Origin of the sequence: Paenibacillus sp. Soil766, from assembly GCF_001428105.1 — a bacterium.
Taxonomy (GTDB): Bacteria; Bacillota; Bacilli; order Paenibacillales; family NBRC-103111; genus Paenibacillus_E.
In genome coordinates, this window is sequence record NZ_LMSJ01000009.1 from 38,497 (window position 1) to 54,596 (window position 16,100).

Sequence of the window (16,100 nt, forward strand, 5' to 3'; positions counted from 1 at the left end):
TGTGCAATCAGACATTAGGGCGGCAGGTGCAAAAGCTCGAACCAAGAGGCGATTTCCGCTCCCAACCCTAATAAAAGCAGGAACGACGCTTGTAATGTTCATTCTCGGTCTTGCAATGATAATGCCATTCATCTGGATGATTAGTACATCATTTAAATCACCGGCTGAAGTATTTGAATATCCCATCCGCTGGATTCCTTCCCATTTTAATATGGAGCATCATATCCGAGTTTGGACGGGGAGCATGGGCTTTGGTACGTATTATATGAATTCAATAAAAGTAGCGGTTGTTTGTACAATTGGTGCAACTTTACTTTCGTCATTGGCAGCGTATAGCTTCGCCAGAATTACGTTCAAAGGTAGAGATACTATGTTTCTTATCTACTTATCGATGATGATGATTCCACCTCAGGTATTGTTCGTTCCCAAATTCATTATGTTTGAATGGGTGGGCATCTATAATACGCTTTGGGCACTTATTCTGCCTGGTATGATCTCTATTTTCGGCGTGTTTTTAATGAGACAGTTCTTCATTCGGATTCCATCCGAAATCTCAGAATCAGCCTTTATGGATGGAGCTGGTCATTATCGCATTTTTCTTCAACTGATGCTTCCTTTAGCAAAGCCTGCAATGGCTACGTTAGCCATCATAGATTTCTCTTGGCATTGGAACGATTATGAGAATGCACTTGTGTTCCTGACAGATCGCAAATTATATACCATTCCATTGGGGTTGCAAAATTTCATTATGGAATTTAATGTGGATTACAACGGAATGATGGCTGCAGCGAGTGCAGCGATTCTACCGATGATTCTTGTTTTCATGCTGGGTCAGAAGTTCATTATTCAAGGGATTTCCAATACAGCTGTGAAAGGGTAATCAGATAAAAGTCTAGAAAAGAATTAAGCCAGTAGACGCAATAAGCGTTTATCTGGCTTTTTCCTGCAATAAATTGACATCAATCGCTAGGGGAGATATGATTTTAGTGGGTATCACGATGGAACAGGGGTGTGGAGGATTCATGCAAAAGCAATTCAAAGTCGCAGCGGGCATCTCTCTAACAGGATATGTCGTCAGTCTTATTACATCTAATTTCTTACCTGAAGCTGTTAATTTATTAGTGCCAGCAACATTGACACTTGGAACTATCCTCGTACTTCAACGTTCGTCCAAAGCCTTAAAGGGTACAACGACGACTTCGACTCCCGTCCCTATAAGCGAGCCTACTCCGGCTAGGACGCCTGGTACGCCTGTACCGAGTGCCATATCTTCTAGCGAAGATGAAAGTAAAGCTGAAAATGATCCCTTCTGGGGACCGATCGCCGAGTATATCCATGTGATTGAAGAGACGATGATTTCGGAAGGGCAGAAGAACACCTTAGATGATGAAATCGTGGAAAAGACACTTAGCTTACTCTCCCGTGTAGGTCGGTTAATTCCGCAATTGAAAGATCTTAATGATGCAAATATGAATCATAACATACAACGATTAATTTTTAAGGATTTGAATGGCGCGATTAACCCATTTCTGAAGTTAGGCGGGGAAGCGAAACGATTGAATCGTCGACTGCTTCTCACGGGTATCAAAGATATCAACTCCAAGCTTACAGATTATGTGGAAACGATTGAACAAAAGGATTTAATCGAATTGCAAACACGTATGGAGCTCATCCAACAACGTTATCGTTCAACAGACTAAGGAGGCCTGAATCTTGACAACCCAATTGGTGCAATTAAAATCGACCGATCTGCAGAAAGTAGAGCAAGAAGCCAAACAATTACTCGAGAAAGTTTCGGCGACCGATACGATGGAATTAGAAACCTTAATGGATTCGATTGGACGCATGGGATCCAAAACGATGGAACAGGCGGGACAATCTCTAGCGATGTTAGAACGCCCTGTGAATGAATTGATGTCGGGCAAGCGTTCAGAGGTACAAAACAACATTTTGAAGCTGCGCGGGGAAATTGATTCATTGAGCAAGAGCAAGCAGCTTGGCTTTTTTGAGAAAATGATGAAGAAGACGCCGCTTAAGAACTACATTTACAAGTATCAGTCTGTGAAAACAAACGTGAATGCCATTGTTCAATCCCTTCGTAATGGGAAAGAAACGCTAGAAGAGAATATGGCGTATATGAAGACGCTGAAGAAAAATTCCATTGAGTCTGTATACAATTTGCAAATGCGCATTGCGATGGGAGAGAATTTAAAGCAGCTTTTCGAAGTTGAAATAGCCAAACCCGAGAATGAGCATCGTAAAACTCATTTGGAGAGAGGACTTCGTAAGGTAGTGACGCGGATTCAGTCCTTTCAAGAGATGGTCATTCTGTATCAACAAGCGATTGCGGGAACAGATATCATCAACGACAATAACGATAAGCTTATTGATGCCGTAGATGCGACCATTGATAAAACTCAGAATCTATTAACGGTTTCTGCGATGATCTCGATGGCGATTGAAGATCAAGTTCAAACGATTGAAGCGGTCAATTCTGCGAACTCGACCTTGAATAAAATGTTTGAGGACAACTCGCGATTATTGAAAGAAACGACGCAACGAACGAATGAGCTGCTTGGGAAACCAGGCTTGCAAATGGATTCAATCGAGCGAGGGATGACAGATTTATTCGCAGCGCTGGATTTATTTGAACAGTCTAATCGAACAATCATCCAATCAGCAACGGAGCACACACAGCGGCTGGGTAATATTAGTCAGCAAATGACACAGCGACTTGGCTTGACGCCTGGAACTAAAACGAGTGCAGAAATCAAAGCGTCCGAACTTAGCGGACTATTGGAATAAATAGGATAAGTCAGTCGATACAGCTACCAGAGATTTCATCTTTGGTGGCTTTTTTGTGCTTGCATCATGCCTCTTAACCCATACCATTTCAATCTCCTAACATAAGATAATTCATATGTTTGAATAATGGAGATGACGACATGTACATGCAAATTAAAGAGGAGATTAGCAATACACCCAAAATTGATGTACTTATCCCAGCGATTGAGAAGGATCTAGGGACTCTCCCTCTTGTCATTGACGCGGTAAGAAAATATGTCAAGCATCCGATTGGTGAAATCATCATTGTGGCTCCGTGGAAACAACGGATAATCGATCTATGTGAGCGAAAAGGATGCCGATTCGTTGATGAGGATACCGTTCTCCCTATCACAAAAAAGGACATCCATTACCAATCCAAAACGTGGGATCGGACTGGATGGCTGTATCAGCAGTTGCTTAAGTTGAATGGAGATACCTTGTGCAAGTCCAACTTTTATATGGTTATTGATGCAGATACCGTACTAATTCGACCACATGTTTTCAAAGTAGGTGATAAGACGGTGTTTTATTGTCGGAACTGGAGTCAGGCCGAATATTTCAATACGTATAGAAAATTGATGGGTAGAAATCGATCAGCTCGATTGTCTTTCGTTACCCATTACATGCTGTTCGAGAAAGCTAAAGTCAAGCAGTTGAAACAAACCATTGAGTCCAAACATAAGAGTTCCTGGTATACCGCAATTATGAAAAGCATGAATAGATCCAAGCAGTTTGCTTTTTCGGAGTTTGAAACGTACGGAAACTTTCTTTATTCGTCATCTGCGAACAAGATGATTTTGAAGCCTGCGCTGAATAAGAGCTTACTTCTGAGCGATTCTCAAATTACACAAGCTAGGATGTCCTCCTTGGCCTATAGATACCGATCCATTTCTCTGCATAAACGCAAATGATATGTTAAAAAGGGCAAGTTGGTGACCCGATGAAGCCTTATGTTGTGGTCTGGAAGGGCCCTGTCCACAAAGCGAGTGGACTGGGTCATGCAAGTAGAACATATGCTGCTTCCCTGAGACGCAAGGGCGTTGATGTAAGGCTTGGCCATTTGAAAGTTGGTAAAAGATCTTCCTTAGGCAAAAGAGTGCTGATCTATCACGATGTTCCTAGCCGCATACAGTGGCATAGTGAGCGAAGTTTATATGATCACATCATTCTAAATACCGTCTGGGAAACTAGCAAAACGCCGAAGGAATGGCTTTCTCATATGAACAAATTTGATGCAGTATGCGTACCAACGCGACATAATAAGCGGGCATTACGAAACAGCGGGGTTACCGTCCCGATCTATATTGTTCCTCATGGTGTAGATACGAAGGCATTTCATCCGAATAATAAGAAATTTGTTTTGCCGCGTGCGTCAGGCAAGTTCACTTTCGTGTCTGTATTTGGCTTTCAGCATCGTAAAAACCCAGAAGGTCTGCTGCGTGCGTACTGGGAAGAGTTTTCCTCCAAAGATAACGTTATTCTTGTGATCAAGACAAACGGCTATGAGTCTTATGAGACTGAAAAATGGATTCAGCGTCAAATCTGGCAATACAAAAAGAGATTGGGTATTTACAAGGATACGGCTCCTGTCGTCATTATAGGCAGTCGACTTAGCGATAGGCAGCTGAAAGGTTTATATACACTAGGAGATGCCTTCGTTCTTCCGACGCGAGGCGAGGGGGTCGGACTCCCATTTCTAGAAGCGCTAGCCAGCGGTATCCCTGTCATCACGACTGCCTGGGGTGGACAAATGGATTTCCTTACACACAATAACTCGTTTCTCATTTCCTATCAACTGAAGAACCCATCCATTAGCATGCAAAGTCCACATGCTATTTCGCGCTCATTTAGCTATCTGTTTGCTGAGAAGGGACAACTGTGGGCTGAACCTAATCATCACAGTTTGCGAATGAATATGAGGAAGGCTTACGAGAATCCCGATTTATGTAAGCGGAAGGGAAGTCAGGGAAGATTAGATGTCCTTCATTTGACGTGGTCACGTGCAGGGAAGTTGATGAAGAATGTGGTTGAGAAGAACATTCAATCCAAGAAATAAGGGGGATGGGATGCGTTAGGTCCCCCAGGAAAGGAGTATTAAGCTTGCGAATTGTACTTTTGTGCGGGGGATCGGGTAAAAGGCTGTGGCCTTTATCCAATGAAATTCGCTCCAAGGTGTTTCTCAAACTCTTGAAATCCGATACTGGAGTTAGAGAATCAATGATTGAGCGAATATGCAGACAATTGGATGAAGTCGGCCTACTTCAATCCACATGTATTGTCACGCATCACAGTCAAGTAGAGATAACACGTACGTATGTTGGCGAACACATCCCGATCATAAGTGAACCATTTAAAAGAGGTACTTATGCAGCCGTCGCTTTAGCTGTGACATATTTGAAGGAGAAAATCCTAGTTGATTCGAATGAAACGATTTGTATTCTCCCAGTAGACACTTATGTAGATTCCGCATTCTTCCAGTTAATTCATCGCTTTCCCGAGGTCATTTCACGATCCAAGGCTGATCTCGCTCTTCTCGGAACGAACCCCGTGTTGCCCTCCGATCAATTCGGCTATATTGTTCCGGTAATACCCAAAGAATCAGAAGAATTTGCTTTCATTCATCACTTCATCGAAAAGCCGAATGAGAAAACTGCGGCACAATTAATTGAGCAACATGCTTTATGGAACTGTGGTGTATTCGCCTTTCCCTTAGGGTTCATGCTGACATATTTGAAGGACAAGGGAGCGCCTGATCTAGTTGAGACATGGCTGACTAAGTACGATCTACTTGCCAATACAAGCTTTGATCGTGAAGTCGTTGAGCTCAATCCAAACACTGTGGTTGTACGGTATGAAGGTTTATGGCAAGATGTGGGCACATGGAAGGCGCTGACCCCTTACTGTGAGCATAGCGTTATTGGTCCAGGAAGAATCTCTGATGATTCCGTCAATACACATCTCATTAACGAACTTCCGTATCCCATAGAAGTCATTGGTGTATCCGATCTCATTGTCGCGGCAAATCCAGACGGTATCTTGATTGCGAACAAGGAGAAAGCCCATCTGATTAAGGAAAGTCTCGCACAAGTTACTAAGATTCCGATGTATGTGGAGAAAAGATGGGGCTCTTATCATATTTTGCAATACTGGAAAGTTGATGACCAGGGGAAAGAAGGCATGATTAAAATTGTGAAGCTTGTCACTGGGGAGATGACCAGTTATCATCTGCATGGCAATCGGCAAGAAAGCCTAACCATTCTATCAGGTATCGCGGAAATTCGCATAGGGGACAAACTGTATAGACGGCTGGCAGGGGATGTTTTGCGTATTCCCGCTGGTATAAAGCATGGCATCAAGGCTGTCACTCCTCTTGAATTCATGGAAGTCTTGTTAGGGAAGGAACTGTCAGAAGAAGATATCACTCGTTTTACACAAACATGGTAATGAAAAGCGAGATAGTCGATTATTTCGACTATCTCACCGCCAAAGGCGCCGGTTTCCCTCGAGATAGTCGATTATTTCGACTATCTCACCGCCAAAGGCGCCGGTTTCCCTCGAGATAGTCGATTATTTCGACTATCTCACCGCCAAGGCGCCGGTTTCCCTCGAGATAGTCGATTATTTCGACTATCTCAGCCAAAAATAAGGGGTAAGCTTATCTACCCCAAAACCCAAAACAAAACATATTAATTCTGGTGTGTTAATACAGACCAGTCACGTAAACGTGGCCGGTCTATTTTCGTTTCACCTTCTTATTGCTTTACTATAAAATCGGCTTCGGTGATCCAAGCTCCATTCGCAAAATCTCGCCCCCGAATATGAATGCGATCCTCGTATACATCAACAACCAACCCTTCTGAACGATTTCCTTGGATTAATTGGTCGTTACTATCGTAGGGGTAACTCACTGAAGAGCTATTGACCATTGTGAATACATCGCAGATCAATGTAGAGGTTAATCGCAATTCCCAATGGGTATGTCCTGTGAAAAAAAACACTTCCGGGTATTGAGATAGCATCTGCTTCAATTCATTATGCTGTACAATACCCCGTGGTAGACTGCCGGATACTGTCCCTTGCAGAGGCTGATGCAGAAACACGAACAACGGCTTATGTTGGATGAAGTTCTCTTGTAACTTGCTTTGCAACCAACTTAATTGCGTGGAGGACAACCAGGCATCTTCCTGAACAGCAGGATCGGATTGTCTATATCGCTCGGAACCTAAAAAAATAAAATGATAGCCTTGAATCCAACGATCGTAAAAGACGCTAGGCATTTGTGTAAAAGCTAGAAAGCGTTCCAAAGAGGCACTGTCAGTTTCGCCATTGGGGAATGTCGTTGGAGACCAATCTCCTGCAGCATTGTAATAGGCTTTGTAGTAATCGTGATTGCCAATCGTATAGCAGATTTGCTTCGGAAGCGAATACTTCTGCAGAATGGACGTCAACATCGCATAGTCATTGGTACGTCCATCGCCGAGGTCTCCGTTAATTACTAAAGCATCAAGGTTCGGGATCGATTGATTTAGATCGTCTAACGCAGCACCTAGTTTACTCTGAGCTTGCGTATCCCAGTTTTGAATGTGAATATCACTAACAACGGAAAAACGTAGTAAAGGGGTAATACCAGCTGCTTTTCTAAGTTCCTCAGCAAGTCGGTGAATTTCATCCTTGTCCTCTTGTGAGGTGACGAAATACCACATCGGACTCAGAAAGGTCTCAATAATTGTATTTGCATCTTCTGGGCTTAACACGTGCATCGCCTCCCGCAATCTGCTTGTCCAACTAGTACTAGCATATGTAGGATACAGCTTCAATGAAATGAGGAAGGCATACATTTTTATAGAGAAGAGTTGGGGAAAGCTTGGGCAGATTATGTTATGATTGAATTGCAAAAGTATGAGAAAAACGCAAGCCTTAGTTAGATTAGGTTTGCGTTGTTTTTTGTTTTATCTACTAGCTATTTTCCTACGTGGAGCAAGAATTTTCTGCAGTCGTTTCGCACATTGTTCGGCCGACTCCATACCTTCCCAATATAACATCATCTCCTGATTAACTTCTTGCATCATTTGCGTGTCCGAGATGGTTTCGTGTTGATAGAAGGCGTTATGTAGTTGACCATCCGAAATATGGAGTGACGCCAGATCAAGCGGATCCCACATCATCTTATTAATCTCGTGCAGGACAGAGAGGAAGCGCGATTCACTGATTTTGGCTTGAACATCTGGATGACATGCAGTTTGTAGAAATTGGATCGCCAGTTCACGTTCTGTACTTGCAGAATGAACCATCAATGCATTCGCGATGAGCAACGTATTCGGTGAATCACCGAATGGCATGGGTGCGAATTTGGGCTCGAAGGGCAGTTTGTCGCCAAATCCAGCAAGCTCAATGGTTGTCGTCAACATCATGGCGACTTGCTCACTTTGGAAAGCAACGCGATGCAATTGCATATGAGAAACGAGTGCGCTTCTTTTTCGATAGATCATATCGTGCATAAAAGTTAGCGTGTCTAGAAGTGCTTTCTTATTCGGTTTGTGAAAGTCAAAACCATGCTGCATAGCGATTACGTTCCAACGATTAAGTGTCGAAGGGAGTGAAAAACCATAATTATCGATGATACCGTCATCATTCGTGTCAAAGGTCAATCGCCCAGCTGTCTCGATAAACGCTTCTTTATCCCATCCTTGATGTGGCGCTTCAACGTTGTATTTGTTGAACATGCGCGGATTATAGGCGAGGCATATGCCTGAAAATGTGACAGGTAACGCTTTGACGATGCCATCTTTGCGAAATCCGTCGAGTAGCTTAGGGTACATCAGATTCAGCTCATCCTCCATAATCCTGTCTAAACTAACGAAATCCTCCATCGATTTGAGCTCTTGGAAGATAGTGTCCGTAATGATACAAATATCGGGTTGAATACCCATTTCGATACACTTATGAAGGGATTCCCAGAATTGTGAAATAGGAAAGCTCAGTAATTTAATGTCTACGTCGAGGTGCTGCTGTTCGAACGTTTCGCAGATGAAAGGTAAGCAGTGATCAACAAAGTAAGAGGGCGTAATTGTCAAAATGCGCAGTACTTTTCGCTTTGATTTCCGCACAGTGACGTTTGGAGAGACGAAGGTACCAAGTCCGGCTTTTTTGACAACGAGCCCTTCCTTCAACAGGAGGTCAAGCGATTTGCGAACGGAGCTGCGGCTGAGCTCGTAATATTTACTTAATTCATTTTCAGACATAAGGAACTCATCCTTCTTAATAAACCCCGAAAGAATTTGCTCACGCAGGATATCGGTCAAAGAAGAATAGCAATATTGATCCTTTTTTCTCATTATCAGATCGCCACCTATTTGCGCAGTTGTATGTATTCTAAACAAAAATTGGTAAATATTCAACAGGAAAATAGTGAGGACAAGCAAGGGTTTTAGTCGATTTAAAGACATGTTTTAAACATGTATAGCACTTGTATTTTTTTGTTGTTATAATTTATAATGGGATTGTAAAAGGGGGGTGACCACATGGCTTCCATCGTCAGTGCCAAGTCAAATCGAGTTATTCGAAAAGTATATCGATATCGATGGTTCTATCTGTTAATGGCCCCAGGCCTATTGTACTTCCTCATCTTTCGCTACATTCCGATGGCTGGCTTACTCGTCGCATTCAAGGATTACAGTGTCACTAAAGGCATCTGGGATAGTCCCTGGGTAGGTTGGCGCAATTTCGAAATCATCTTTGAATCACCTGATTTTCTCCGACTTATGTCAAACACACTCCTCATCAGCGTATACCGACTCGTCTTTAATCTACTTCCTGATTTAATTCTCGCCTTACTACTCAATGAAATCCGTGTCACTTGGTTTAAGAAGATCGTACAAACGATCACTTACGGACCTTATTTTTTATCTTGGGTCATCGTATATGGTTTGGTTTATTCATTTTTCTCTCCTGGCACAGGGCTTGTCACAACGTTCTATCAAAATATGGGATGGGGTGAATTGAACGTCCTGGCAAACTCTGATTTCTTCCGGCCGCTCATTATTTTAACCGATGTTTGGAGAAATACAGGGTTTGGAGCTATTTTCTTCCTAGCAGCCTTAGCAACAATCAATCCAGAGCTGTATGAAGCTGCGGTTGTGGATGGGGCAGGTCGATGGAAGCAAATTTGGCATATTACGCTGCCTGGTGTCCGCGAGGTGTTCATTTTATTGTTAATTCTACGGCTAGGGACAATTCTCGATGCCGGCTTTGATCAAATTTATGTATTCCTCAATGCGCGAGTGACGAATGTCGGAGATATACTGGATACTTGGATATTCCGCCGTATTATCGAACAAAGTGATTTCAGTATTCCGGCCGCAATGGGCGTATTTAAATCCGTCATTGGATTTGTGCTTGTCATCGCTGCTAACCGAATCGCGAAAAAATTAGGTGGTTCTGGAATCTATTAAGAGGCGGTGGAACCTGTGTCCTATGCGGTACATATGACCAAATCAGATCGAATTATCGATGTAGTCATCTATGTCTTCCTTACGCTCTGTTGTTTATCTGCCCTGTTTCCATTGTACTTCGTATTCATCGAATCAATAACACCTTATAAAGAGCTGATCCGTAACGGAGGTTTCGTCCTATTCCCAGAGCAAGTTACGCTGCAGGCGTACCGAGCAATCTTCGGCAGCAAGCTTGTGCCAGATGCGCTTAAGATTTCCGTTCTGATTACGGTAATTGGCACCTTTTTAAGTCTGCTGGTCACGATATGTTTAGCTTATCCGCTTTCGAAGAAGGATGTACCCGGAGGAAGGTTTTTTCTACTAGCGATTGTGTTCACTATGCTCTTTAGTGGTGGCATAGTACCAACCTATCTAGTCGTGAAGGGCTTGGGTTTGATCAATTCTATATGGTCACTCATTATCCCTACACTCGTTTCACCGTTCTACATGTTTATTATGCGCACCTACTTTATCAATTTCCCAACAGAAATAGAAGAGTCGGCGAGAGTGGATGGATGTGGAGATGTTAGAACGTTATTCCAACTTGTTATCCCCTTATCGATGCCGATTATCGTCACGATTGGCTTATTCTACGGCGTAATTCAATGGAATTCCTATTTCAATGCCATCTTGTATCTGTCAGATCGAGCTCTGTACCCGATTCAGGTCATTCTGCGCAATATGATTGTTACGTCTAGTGTGAGCCAAGAGCTGAACACGAATCCATCCGTTATTCAAACACTTCCGCCAGACACAATTCGAATGGCAACGGTTGTAGTGACAACATTGCCGCTATTGGCCATCTATCCATTTATACAGAAATATTTCATCAAAGGTATGCTTGTTGGTTCCATCAAAGGGTAACGCTGTTTGACCAACAGCCTTGAAGGGAGTGATGCCTTGTTTTGCTTCGTTTCAGTCATACAGGCAACCAGAGTAGACTTGAGAATGAATTCGAGTACAAATGGGAGGTCGTTTGCATGAAATTGCGTAAACAGGTAGCATGCGGTGTAATTGCCAGCTTGGTTGTGTTAAGCGGTTGTTCGAAAGACGATTCTACTGCTACACCATCCGCATCAACATCCACCTCAGCCGCGCCTGAAACAGCGGCAGCGACGAAATCACCGCCAATAACCCTGAACTGGTTAACGTTCGTTCCGACGAACGATGTAACATTGCCTTCGCCAGATAAGGACTATATTCGCCAAGCCATTGAGCAGAAGTTTAACGTCAAACTAAACATGGAATACGGCGTCCCAGGTGAAGATCATAAGACCAAAATTAATTTGAAAATTTCATCTGGTGCAACCCCTGATATGTTCCAAGCCGACGGTGCGCAAACGAATCAATTTATTATTGATAAAGCTGTCGCCGATCTGACCCCCTACGTAAACCCGCAAACGATGCCCAACTATTACAAGTGGGTAACTCCTGAAATTATCTCACGCTATCAAGTGCAAGAAGTCTTTATGCGCGCACCTGTCCCTTATGAAAAGCAACTTTATCAATCCTATTATGTGCGCAAAGACTGGCTCGATAAGCTTGGCTTAAAGGTGCCAACGAACTATGACGAAATGATTAATGTGATGAAAGCTTTCACTTTTAACGACCCGGACGGCAATGGAAAGAATGACACTTACGGTTTCACTACATTCGGAAATGGCATCGGCATTTCGAAACAGTTTCCAGAATGGTACAAAAATGGACTAGGGGTTGATCTTTGGTACGATCAAGCGAACGGTGAATACGTTGACCCGCAATCCGATATTCGGGCAGGGAAAGTGCTCGATGATATTCGTGCCACAATCGCTATGAAAATCGTGGACCCGGACTGGTTTTTAGCTAAACCAGGGCAAGAGCTCGAGAAAATAGAAGCAGGGAAAGCGGGGATTTTCCAAAGCCTGCTGCGTACGGCTGCATTTGATAACGTAGCTACGAGCGTGAAGAAGAAGACGATTGATATCAGCGGGGTGAAAACGGCGGATTTCGTACCGTTCCACATTGTACCGAATGCCGTTAACTATGCCGCATTGCCTGGTGTTCCATTCTTGTTCGGCGCCAAGACACCTCCTGAAAAAATCAAGAAAAGTATTGAAATTATGGATTGGTTGGCTAGCCCTGAAGGCTATTTGCTTTCGCACTTTGGAAAAGAGGGCGCTAATTATACAAAAAGCGGTAACACCATTACCTTAATTCCTGATGCAATAACCAAAGATAATCAAGCTAACGGTAATTTCTTCGATGTGTATAGCTCGATTTTCGCTTATGGGGTTCAAGATCCGAGCCCGATAGGTCTGACAATTATCGATCCTCGCGAAACCGACCATGACCGAGCAATCATTGAGAAGCTGAAAACTTACAAGTACCCAGTACTTGGCACGAATGTCGCTCCGCCTCCAGGCTATGATATCGGTGCATTCCGTACACAAATGCGTGCGTATATGGTGAAGATTCTCTTTGAAGAGAAGGACGCAAGCAACTGGCCAAAATATCGGAAAGAACTGATGACCACCTATCATGGGAAAGAAATATTCGATAACTATGCGAAGACCATCTCGCAGGTGTTTAAAACGCCGGTTGTTTTTAAGTCGGAAAACCCTTAAGCCATAGGTACTGTAAGTTAATAGTCCTTTGAACACTTTTGTAGCATTCCGCACGACGCCCGTGTATTCATAATGAAGCACGGGTGGCGTGTTGTGAAAATATTTCTTATTATTCCTATTGAAATAATATAAATAAATCCTAAATCAACACGAGAGAGGGTTTGGCATGATGAAAGAACAGTTAGCCATTCTCGGCGGATCCAGAATCAAAACAACACCTTATGGTACTGGCAAGCGATTTGGGGAGGAAGAAGTTAAGGAACTTGTTGAAGCGCTTGAGCAAAATACACTGTTTTATCATTCTGGCCGCAAGGTGAAACAGTTTCTGAAACGATTTAATGCGTTATATGGTGTAACGTACAGTGTTGCAACTTCATCGGGCACAGCAGCCCTTCATGTTGCGATTGGTTCATCTGGCATAAGCGTAGGGGACGAAGTCATTACAAGTCCGATTACGGATGCGGGCTCTATTATTGGCATTTTGTATCAAAATGCGATTCCTGTGTTTGCGGATTTGGATCCACATACGTACAACATGACGGCTGAAACGATTCAAGCACGTATAACACCGAAGACCAAAGCCATCATTGTCGTCCATTTGGCTGGCAACCCAGCAGATATGGATCCCATTATGGAGCTTGCTCATGAGTACGGATTAATCGTCATTGAAGACTGCGCGCAAAGCTATTTGACCTATTATAAAGGTCGCTTGGTTGGGACAATAGGGCATTACGGGTGCTTTAGTACTAATGATTACAAGCATATTTCAACTGGAGATGGCGGTATCGTTACCGTAAACTCACAATCAGAGGAAGATTATCAACGGACGCATGCATTTGCAGATAAAAATTACGGTCGTTTCGGCAATCTGGTGCAAAGGGAGATGCGTTTACTCGCTCCGAATTACAGAATGACAGAGCTTCAGGGGGCTGTTGGGATAGCCCAACTGTCGAAATTAACATGGATATGTAATCAGCGCAGCCAATATGGTGACCGGTTAACTTCCGGTATCGCTGACTTGCCAGGGATCATACCGCATCAAGTGACGACAAACGGGCGATGCACGTATTGGTTTTATATGTTTACGATTGAACCTACGGTTCTAACGTGCACGAGGGATGAGTTCGCTGAGGCGCTTCAAGCCGAAGGCATCGACTGCACAGCGGGATATATTCCTCAACCGGTCTATATGCAGCCGATGTTTCAGAAACGGGAAGCGTATACAGGCAGTCATTTTCCATTTGATCTCACAGATATCTCATATGGTGAAGGGCTATGCCCTATGGCTGAACATATTTTGAAGCAAGCCATCCGGGTGCCAATCAACGAGTTTTATAGTGAACAAGATATTGATGATATGATAGCCGGCATACGCAAGGTGGCTGCTCATTACTGTGAGTCAGGCTTGGAAGTCGTGTAGGCGAGACGCGGATGGAGGAATAGAAATGAAGATGGCCAAAGTCGGTGTGCTCGTTGAACATGAAGCAGCTGCACGCAAATGGAAATATGGACTTAATGTATTCGAGAAATATGTGGAAGAAATATTGCAGCATGTTGGCATTTCCTATACACCTGTTTCAAAGTTAGATGCAGTGAGCCTACAGGAGTACGACATTCTCATCGTAGCTTGTTCGCAAGAAAGCGGAGAGAAGTCTGCTATCTTGTGGTCGTATGTGGAGCAAGGCGGCACCCTTATTTCATATGCGGGTATTAACGCAATGGCTCTCCGACTTGGATACATTCAGACGGGAGATACGGGCGTAGGTTATGCGGAGATAGAGCCAACTCGCTCAGCGCAACCTGACTTGCTGAGATTCCTGTCCGCCAACCCTTGGATAGAAGCTGGTGAAACCGATGTCCGAGCTGCTTGCCGCACTGTAGGTACGATCAAACAATGGCGGCCAGACGGTCCAGAAGTAGGCCCAGCACTTCAATCTTTTGATGTCGAACAAGGAAGCATACATCGCTGGTCTATCAATATCCCGCTAACTATTGTGCACATGCAGCAAGGCACAGGACCTATTCTGGATGACGGCATTCCAGCCGCTGATGGCAGCGCGAACGTCAACGAGGATATTTTAAAAGCAGATGATCGTATTGCCTTGGATTGGCATTTCGATCGAGTAGAAACGGACACTGGCATTCCTTATTTTCCTTGGCCCTATGCCGATTATTGGAGAGAAGCATTAGTCAGACATGTGCTGCAGTGCGCGATTGATAAGGGGATGACATTGCCATTCACGGGGTATTGGCCAGAGGGGATCAGTCAAATCGTGACCATTTCCCATGATAGTGATTCTAATCAAGATGAGCATGCTATTGCGACATTAGCACTGTTAGCGGAATGCCAAATTCAGACAACTTGGTGCATGATTGAGCCTGGCTATGGTGCTCATATCTATGAGCAAGTGAAGCAGGCAGGACATGAGCTTGCCTTCCACTATAACTCATTAGAGAAGGACAATGGCTTCTGGGACGGAGCGGAGTTTGACCGTCAGGTTAGCTGGTTGAAGCAGGCAACGGGCTTGGAACACATAACAACTAACAAAAACCATTACACCCGTGTGGAAGGTTGGGGCGAATTGTTCCAATGGTTGGAGAACAATGAAATTTCAAGTGATCAAACAAGAGGTCCGAGTAAAAAGGGGAATGTCGGATTTTTATTCGGCACCTGTCATCCGTATTTTCCAATAGCTTTGTTTGATGAACAGAATCGCCTATATCGGGTCTTAGAGATCGGATTCTTGACGCAGGATCTGGATTTGGGTCATCTCGCAGACAACAAGGTGATTGAGCCATTTCTGCAGCAAGCGAAGGAAGTCAATGGTGTAGCTCATTTCCTATTCCATCAAATACACATTTGTACGAGAGAAGAAGTGCGGAATGCCATTCGGATGCTTGTAGCAAGAGCAAGAGCGATGGGTTTCACATTCTGGAAGTCAGAGCAAATTCAAGAGTGGACGCGTTTAAGGAGAGCCGTTCGTATCCTAGGATGCGAAGACAACGGAAGTATTCTTTTGGAGGCAAACGAAGCCGTGGATGGGCTTGTTATATGGGTACCTATGGCAACAACAGAGGATTATAAACCTGAAGAGGGGCATGAGAAGCAATTCGGGATACCGTGCCGCAAAATTGTCGTAGATTCGAAAGTAGGATTAAAAGTTAGAAATGGGTGAGGTGA

At 43.8% G+C, this 16,100-nt stretch carries 13 protein-coding genes; 11 read left to right on the plus strand and 2 right to left on the minus strand.

Translation table 11 applies throughout. The features are described from left to right. The first annotated feature begins 94 nt into the window (after window positions 1–94). From ASG89_RS07750 to ASG89_RS07775, 6 genes are all read left to right on the plus strand, one after another. Window positions 95–880 carry a carbohydrate ABC transporter permease gene (locus tag ASG89_RS07750; protein WP_057310112.1) on the plus strand — a complete coding sequence of 262 codons (786 nt, stop codon included), beginning with the start codon at window positions 95–97 and terminating at the stop codon, window positions 878–880. A 142-nt stretch (window positions 881–1,022) separates the two neighbouring features. Then, window positions 1,023–1,700, plus strand: coding sequence for a hypothetical protein (locus tag ASG89_RS07755; protein WP_057310027.1), 678 nt, complete (start codon window positions 1,023–1,025; stop codon window positions 1,698–1,700). Window positions 1,701–1,713: 13 nt separating this feature from the next. After that, window positions 1,714–2,805, plus strand: a complete 1,092-nt coding sequence (locus ASG89_RS07760) for a toxic anion resistance protein (protein ID WP_235549660.1) — start codon at window positions 1,714–1,716, stop codon at window positions 2,803–2,805. Between the two features lie 140 nt (window positions 2,806–2,945). After that, window positions 2,946–3,737, plus strand: coding sequence for a DUF6492 family protein (locus ASG89_RS07765; RefSeq protein ID WP_057310029.1), 792 nt, complete (start codon window positions 2,946–2,948; stop codon window positions 3,735–3,737). 29 nt (window positions 3,738–3,766) lie between these two features. Then, window positions 3,767–4,882, plus strand: a complete 1,116-nt coding sequence (locus tag ASG89_RS07770) for a glycosyltransferase family 4 protein (RefSeq protein WP_057310030.1) — start codon at window positions 3,767–3,769, stop codon at window positions 4,880–4,882. A 44-nt stretch (window positions 4,883–4,926) separates the two neighbouring features. Further along, a complete protein-coding gene (locus ASG89_RS07775; RefSeq protein WP_057310031.1) occupies window positions 4,927–6,270 on the plus strand; it encodes a sugar phosphate nucleotidyltransferase in 1,344 nt (447 codons plus the stop codon). A 308-nt stretch (window positions 6,271–6,578) separates the two neighbouring features. On the opposite strand, the gene ASG89_RS07780 is transcribed toward ASG89_RS07775, so the two are convergent. Both ASG89_RS07780 and ASG89_RS07785 read right to left on the minus strand, forming a co-directional pair. Next, window positions 6,579–7,580: a metallophosphoesterase gene (locus ASG89_RS07780; RefSeq protein WP_057310032.1), complete on the minus strand. Its 1,002-nt coding sequence runs from the start codon at window positions 7,578–7,580 to the stop codon at window positions 6,579–6,581. A gap of 195 nt (window positions 7,581–7,775) precedes the next feature. Next, a complete protein-coding gene (locus ASG89_RS07785; protein WP_057310033.1) occupies window positions 7,776–9,161 on the minus strand; it encodes an extracellular solute-binding protein in 1,386 nt (461 codons plus the stop codon). Window positions 9,162–9,347: 186 nt separating this feature from the next. On the opposite strand from ASG89_RS07785, the gene ASG89_RS07790 reads away from it, so the two are divergent. The 5 genes from ASG89_RS07790 (at window position 9,348) to ASG89_RS07810 (ending at window position 16,095) form a co-directional block, all read left to right on the plus strand. Then, on the plus strand, window positions 9,348–10,277 hold the full coding sequence (locus tag ASG89_RS07790; protein ID WP_057310034.1) for an ABC transporter permease: 930 nt from the start codon (window positions 9,348–9,350) through the stop codon (window positions 10,275–10,277). Between the two features lie 15 nt (window positions 10,278–10,292). Continuing rightward, the gene (locus tag ASG89_RS07795) at window positions 10,293–11,180 is read left to right on the plus strand and encodes a carbohydrate ABC transporter permease (RefSeq protein WP_057310035.1); all 888 of its coding nucleotides are present in this window, start codon (window positions 10,293–10,295) and stop codon (window positions 11,178–11,180) included. Between the two features lie 116 nt (window positions 11,181–11,296). Then, window positions 11,297–12,919 carry an extracellular solute-binding protein gene (locus ASG89_RS07800; RefSeq protein WP_057310036.1) on the plus strand — a complete coding sequence of 541 codons (1,623 nt, stop codon included), beginning with the start codon at window positions 11,297–11,299 and terminating at the stop codon, window positions 12,917–12,919. 166 nt (window positions 12,920–13,085) lie between these two features. Then, on the plus strand, window positions 13,086–14,339 hold the full coding sequence (locus tag ASG89_RS07805; protein WP_321166482.1) for a DegT/DnrJ/EryC1/StrS family aminotransferase: 1,254 nt from the start codon (window positions 13,086–13,088) through the stop codon (window positions 14,337–14,339). A gap of 25 nt (window positions 14,340–14,364) precedes the next feature. Continuing rightward, entirely contained in the window at window positions 14,365–16,095 is a 1,731-nt protein-coding gene (locus ASG89_RS07810) for a hypothetical protein (protein ID WP_057310037.1), read from the plus strand. Window positions 16,096–16,100: the final 5 nt, after the last annotated feature.

Bases quoted from the DNA above. Each gene is read 5' to 3' on its own strand.
- ASG89_RS07750 (WP_057310112.1), top strand. From the start codon at position 95: ATGTTCATTCTCGGTCTTGCAATGATAATGCCATTCATCTGGATGATT.
- ASG89_RS07755 (WP_057310027.1), top strand. From the start codon at position 1,023: ATGCAAAAGCAATTCAAAGTCGCAGCGGGCATCTCTCTAACAGGATAT.
- ASG89_RS07765 (WP_057310029.1), top strand. From the start codon at position 2,946: ATGTACATGCAAATTAAAGAGGAGATTAGCAATACACCCAAAATTGAT.
- ASG89_RS07770 (WP_057310030.1), top strand. From the start codon at position 3,767: ATGAAGCCTTATGTTGTGGTCTGGAAGGGCCCTGTCCACAAAGCGAGT.
- ASG89_RS07785 (WP_057310033.1), bottom strand. From the start codon at position 9,161: ATGAGAAAAAAGGATCAATATTGCTATTCTTCTTTGACCGATATCCTG.
- ASG89_RS07790 (WP_057310034.1), top strand. From the start codon at position 9,348: ATGGCTTCCATCGTCAGTGCCAAGTCAAATCGAGTTATTCGAAAAGTA.
- ASG89_RS07800 (WP_057310036.1), top strand. From the start codon at position 11,297: ATGAAATTGCGTAAACAGGTAGCATGCGGTGTAATTGCCAGCTTGGTT.
- ASG89_RS07805 (WP_321166482.1), top strand. From the start codon at position 13,086: ATGATGAAAGAACAGTTAGCCATTCTCGGCGGATCCAGAATCAAAACA.
- ASG89_RS07810 (WP_057310037.1), top strand. From the start codon at position 14,365: ATGAAGATGGCCAAAGTCGGTGTGCTCGTTGAACATGAAGCAGCTGCA.